A 4,943-nucleotide genomic window follows, 5' to 3' on the forward strand; every position below is an offset into this window, starting at 1 on the left:
CAGAAAAAGAATTTGATAAACCTAATCATGAAAGCTGACAAATTATTGACCTATTGACCTATAGCCGGGATGAGATTCCTCACTTCGCTCAGAATGACAGAGCGCCGCTATTGTCATTCTGAGGAAGTAACGACGAAGAATCTCTTTCAATGATCAATTACCAATTATCAATTATCAATTACCAATTACCAATTACCAATTATCAATTACCAATTACCAAATTGACTTATTAATCTATTAATCTATCAATCTATTAATCTATTAATCTAATGACCTAATGACCTATTGACTATTGACTATTGACTATTGACTATTGACTATTGACTATTGACCTAATGACCTATTGACCTATTGACCTATTGACCTGTTGGCCTAAAATCTCTCAATAACATGTCCAGACAGATATTAGTTTCCCAGGCCTGCTTCGGGCCTGTTCAGTATTTTGTTCATCTTGAAAAAGCCGGGAAAGCAACCATTGAAAAGCATTCAAATTATCAACGTCAGACCTACCGTAACCGATATCGTATATCGGGAGCCAACGGCCCGCTGACTTTATCAATACCGGTAGAAAAAGGTAAAGCTTTAAAAGTAAAAGACAGCAAGGTAAAAATTGCCTATCATAGCAATTGGCAGGCCAATCATTGGCGTTCTATCGTGTCGGCATACAATTCATCACCCTTTTTTCAGTTTTACCGTGATGATATTGAACCCTTTTTCTCCCAAAAATACACATATTTGTTTGATTTCAATCTGGAATCGACCCGTTTACTCTGCGAATTACTGGGGATAGAAACTGAAATTGTTGTGTCCGATGATTTCCAGAAAAACCCGGCTGACGATGTTTTAGATTTGCGAGAAGTCATTCATCCCAAAAAGAATTTCAGGAAAATGGATGCTACATTTATACCGGTGCCTTACAAACAGGTTTTTGACGAACGGCACGGATTCATTCCCAACCTAAGCATCCTCGACTTGTTGTTTAATAAAGGACCCGAAGCATTGTTAGTATTGAACTCAGGCATAAAGAAGGGGTGAAAGGTTAATTTCCCATTCCCCACAATTCCAGTCCTTTTTCAATAATTTCATCATGATCAAAAGCCAGCGGTGGTAAATCATTCAGGGGGAACCAGCGGGCCTCATCAGCATCATCATACCCGTTAACCAACGCCGTTTGTTCAAGAGATGCAAGATAAGCAATGGTGATGGTACGGTGACGTGGATCGCGCCCCACTCTTCCAAAAGCGCCTATTTGTTTGAGTGAAATACCATTAAGCCCGGTCTCCTCTTCCAACTCACGATGAGCAGTAACTTCTATATCTTCATCGATGTTGGCAAAGCCGCCCGGCAAGGCCCACATCCCTTCAAACGGTGGTTTCCCGCGTCTGATCAGCAGAATTTTCAGGTCCTCACACTTATCTCCGGCAAAAGCCACTACATCAGCAGTTACGGCAGGACGGGGATAATCGTAACAATATTTCTTTTTAGTCATAATTTCAATCAATCTGATGGATTGGAAAATCAAATTACACGTTTGATAACTCTCAAATGATGCGAATATTTCCTGGTTTCGGCATTATATATTCCCTGGTGGTCAAGAGCATCTATCCGCACGGCTCCGCTGGCATGAAGAATACGGCCCTGTCCGAGACAGATACCCACATGGACGATTTCGCCTTCTTCATTGTCGAAAAAAGCCAGATCACCTGATTTCGCTTCCTCCACGAAACTGACAACTTGTCCTGTCTCTATCTGCTGAGAAGCATTTCGTGGCATAAAAATTCCGGCTGTTTTATAAACAATCTGTACCAACCCACTACAATCGATGCCGTAGAATGTTTTCCCGCCCCACAAATATGGTGCATTCAACAATCCGCGGGCTGCTTCTTCAAGGTCGACTTTACTTTCGGGCATTGTCCCCTGCCAATAGAATTCACGGGTACCTATTCTGATGACGTTCCGGTCTTCACCATTAAAAACAACCCGGCTTCCGGCGGTCAGGTATTGCACCGTTGAGTCGGACTCCTTTACCACCTTAACAAACGGTTTCTTTACGATGAATCCTTCCGACTTCTCCCACAGTTCTACATCTCTGTCATCAAGCTTTTCAATCAGCTTTTCATCAATCCATCCCTCATAGCCATCGTAATGGAGCTTTACATAGGCCCATTTATTCCTCCGTGCCAAAATCTCAAAGCTTTCACCGAAAAGTATCTGAGTCTCCAGTTGGGACGATTCCGACGGTTCCGAGCGAACCGGAATAAATCCATATGTACAAATTGATCGTGACATACAACAATTTTTATAAACTTGAAAATTGATTACTCAAAAAGCAAACCAAACGTCATTAAAAGACTAAAAATTCCCGACAAAAATAGGGTTAGCAAAAATAGACTTTTCGGAGTGGACTCTATAATATATATTTGTACTTTAACACGGAGTTTTAATATTGTCGGGGCATCATAATAATGAGTACCTGCCTGATATAAAGAAGACATGGGAAATATTTTTTCAACGATAAAAGAAAATTCTGTATCCATATACAGAGTCTTAATTTTTCTGACTGCAATAGCTATAGTGGTGTATATTCTGCCACGCGAGGGAAAATTTCCATACGAATATTCCAAAGGAAAACCCTGGAAGCACGAAATGTTAATCGCTCCCTTTGACTTCCCGGTATATAAAAATCAGCAGGAGTTGCAGAAAGAAAGAGACAGCATTCTTGCCAACTTCAGACCATATTTTGTTTTCGACACACTCAAAGGAGTAGAACAAACACACAGGTCACTCCTGGACATAGAAAACAAGAAAGAAGAGCTGATTGGAAATTATCCATTTCTGGAACAACAAGCCCGGGGGAATGATTCAACACTTTGGTATCTTTTAAAAAATACATTGGAGCGAGAGCTGGCATCAGTCTATTCAAGGGGACTTATACATGTGCCCGAATCGTATGCAAATGCCGACGATGCCTTTGAGCTTATACTGATCAGGAACAATTTTGCAGAGCCATCAGGTTTGAGTGAATTTCATAATTATCAAAGCGCTTATCAGCAAATATCTTTGATGTTATTCCGGCAGTTGCGTGACGCCTCTGAAGTGGAAGATATCCGGCTCGACAATCTCATTTCCGATTTACAGCTGAATAAATACCTGGAACCCAATATAAAATATGATACAGAAAGAACCTCACGTGAAAGGGAAGCTGTCCTGAAAAACATGAGTCTCACCAGCGGCGTTGTATTATCAGGACAAAGAATTATTGACACCGGTGAGATAGTTGATGAGAAAACAGCAAAAATACTCGACTCCCTTAAAAAGGAATATGAAAGCTCACTTGGCGGAGGCAGCGGCTATTATTTCATCCTGCTGGGACAAGTTCTGTTAACTTTTTTGTTTCTCACCATAATTTATCTCTTTTTGTTCTTTTTTAGAAGAGATGTATACAACAACCTTCTTTCCATTACGTTCATCCTGCTAATGGTAATTGGAATCCTTTTACTGGCCAGGTTATCCCGACTTTTTGAATTTTTCCCGCTGTACATCATCCCATTCGCTATATTGCCAATCATTATCCGTACTTTTTTTGATTCGCGACTTGCATTTTTTATGCATGTAATAACCATTCTGATGGCAGCCTTTTTCACGCGCAACAGCTTTGAATTTGTTTATATGCAGGTTCCCGTCGGACTAATAGCAATATTCAGCCTTTTCAGAATGGTGCGCCGCGAACAACTGGTTCGTGCTTCGATCTTTATTGTCCTCACCTATTCTGCATTCTATAGTGCCCTGGCTATATTACAGGAAGGAGATCTTCAGAATATTGATATGTCTTTATACGGACAATTTCTGATCAATGGAGGGCTGGTTCTTCTGGTATATCCCCTCATCTACATTTTTGAGAAAGCATTTGGATTTATATCAGATGTAACGCTTGTTGAATTATCAGACACCAACCATCCCCTGCTTCGTCGACTTGCAGAGAAAGCACCCGGATCATTCCAGCATTCGCTCCAGGTTGGTAATCTGGCACAGGAAGCCGTGTACAAAATTGGCGGCAATCCTCTTCTGGTTAGAGCCGGGGCTATGTATCACGATATCGGGAAGATCGTTTCCCCTATTTTCTTTACCGAAAATCAGAATACCGGTTTTAATCCGCATGCAAACCTCGATCATGAAAAAAGCGCTCAATCTATTATTCAACACATCGAAAACGGTGTCAAAATAGCCAGAAAACATAAACTACCCGAGCAAATTATTGATTTCATCAGAACACATCAGGGAACCACAAAAGCCAGGTTTTTCTATAATTCGTACAAAAATGAACATCCTGGCAAAGAGCCCGATGAAACCAAATTTACTTATCCGGGGCCCACTCCTTTCACCAAAGAAACTGCCATTTTAATGATGGCAGATGCCGTGGAAGCAGCATCCAGAAGCCTTAAAACATTCACGGACGAAGAAATAGAAAAGGTGGTGGAAAATATTATCAACAGTCAGATAGAAGAAAACCAATTTGTAAATGCCCCCATAACGTTCCGTGAAATAACGCAGGTGAAAGAAGTTTTCAAACAAAAACTTAAAAACATCTACCATGCCCGGGTTGAATATCCTGAAGTAAAGTCACAGGTACAGACATCGGAACATAATGAACCTCAAACGCCCCCGGATAAACCCGATGAATAGGGGCTGTGACTATTTAGTGCTTGTCTATAAATTACGCAAAACTTGTTTCTGGTCATGTGTCTGTTCAGAAAGTGCCAGTTGCAAGGCTTGGGAAGTCCGAAAATACGGAGTTTACTCATCGTAAATGAGTAATTTTCGAACGAGCGTAACACAGCAAATGGTACTTTATTGACAGACACTTATTAGTGCGCGTCTATAAACTCGCAAAAATTTTTTTACAATATGTGTGTCTGTTCAGAAAGTACCAGTTGCAAGGCTTG

Annotated in this window: 4 protein-coding genes; 2 read left to right on the top strand and 2 right to left on the bottom strand. The window is 40.8% G+C overall.

What is annotated here, in order from left to right:
- Positions 1-390 precede the first annotated feature (390 nt).
- Positions 391-1,035 (top strand): WbqC family protein, encoded by a 645-nt coding sequence (locus tag OQ5_RS0101990; RefSeq protein WP_016775885.1) that lies wholly within the window; start codon positions 391-393, stop codon positions 1,033-1,035.
- Positions 1,036-1,039: 4 nt separating this feature from the next.
- On the opposite strand, the gene OQ5_RS0101995 is transcribed toward OQ5_RS0101990, so the two are convergent.
- Both OQ5_RS0101995 and OQ5_RS0102000 read right to left on the bottom strand, forming a co-directional pair.
- A complete protein-coding gene (locus OQ5_RS0101995; protein WP_016775886.1) occupies positions 1,040-1,489 on the bottom strand; it encodes an NUDIX domain-containing protein in 450 nt (149 codons plus the stop codon).
- 29 nt (positions 1,490-1,518) lie between these two features.
- Entirely contained in the window at positions 1,519-2,289 is a 771-nt protein-coding gene (locus OQ5_RS0102000) for an NlpC/P60 family protein (RefSeq protein WP_016775887.1), read from the bottom strand.
- A gap of 204 nt (positions 2,290-2,493) precedes the next feature.
- Between OQ5_RS0102000 and OQ5_RS0102010 the strand changes: the two genes are divergently transcribed.
- A complete protein-coding gene (locus OQ5_RS0102010) occupies positions 2,494-4,683 on the top strand; it encodes an HD family phosphohydrolase (RefSeq protein WP_016775889.1) in 2,190 nt (729 codons plus the stop codon).
- The last annotated feature ends 260 nt before the right edge of the window (positions 4,684-4,943 follow it).

The organism is Anaerophaga thermohalophila str. Valhall (genome assembly GCF_000250735.1).
In the GTDB taxonomy this organism is placed as follows: Bacteria; Bacteroidota; Bacteroidia; order Bacteroidales; family Marinilabiliaceae; genus Anaerophaga; species Anaerophaga thermohalophila_A.

Excerpts from the sequence above, each read along its gene's own strand:
- OQ5_RS0101990 (WP_016775885.1), top strand. The coding sequence starts at position 391 with ATGTCCAGACAGATATTAGTTTCCCAGGCCTGCTTCGGGCCTGTTCAG.
- OQ5_RS0101995 (WP_016775886.1), bottom strand. The coding sequence starts at position 1,489 with ATGACTAAAAAGAAATATTGTTACGATTATCCCCGTCCTGCCGTAACT.
- OQ5_RS0102000 (WP_016775887.1), bottom strand. The coding sequence starts at position 2,289 with ATGTCACGATCAATTTGTACATATGGATTTATTCCGGTTCGCTCGGAA.
- OQ5_RS0102010 (WP_016775889.1), top strand. The coding sequence starts at position 2,494 with ATGGGAAATATTTTTTCAACGATAAAAGAAAATTCTGTATCCATATAC.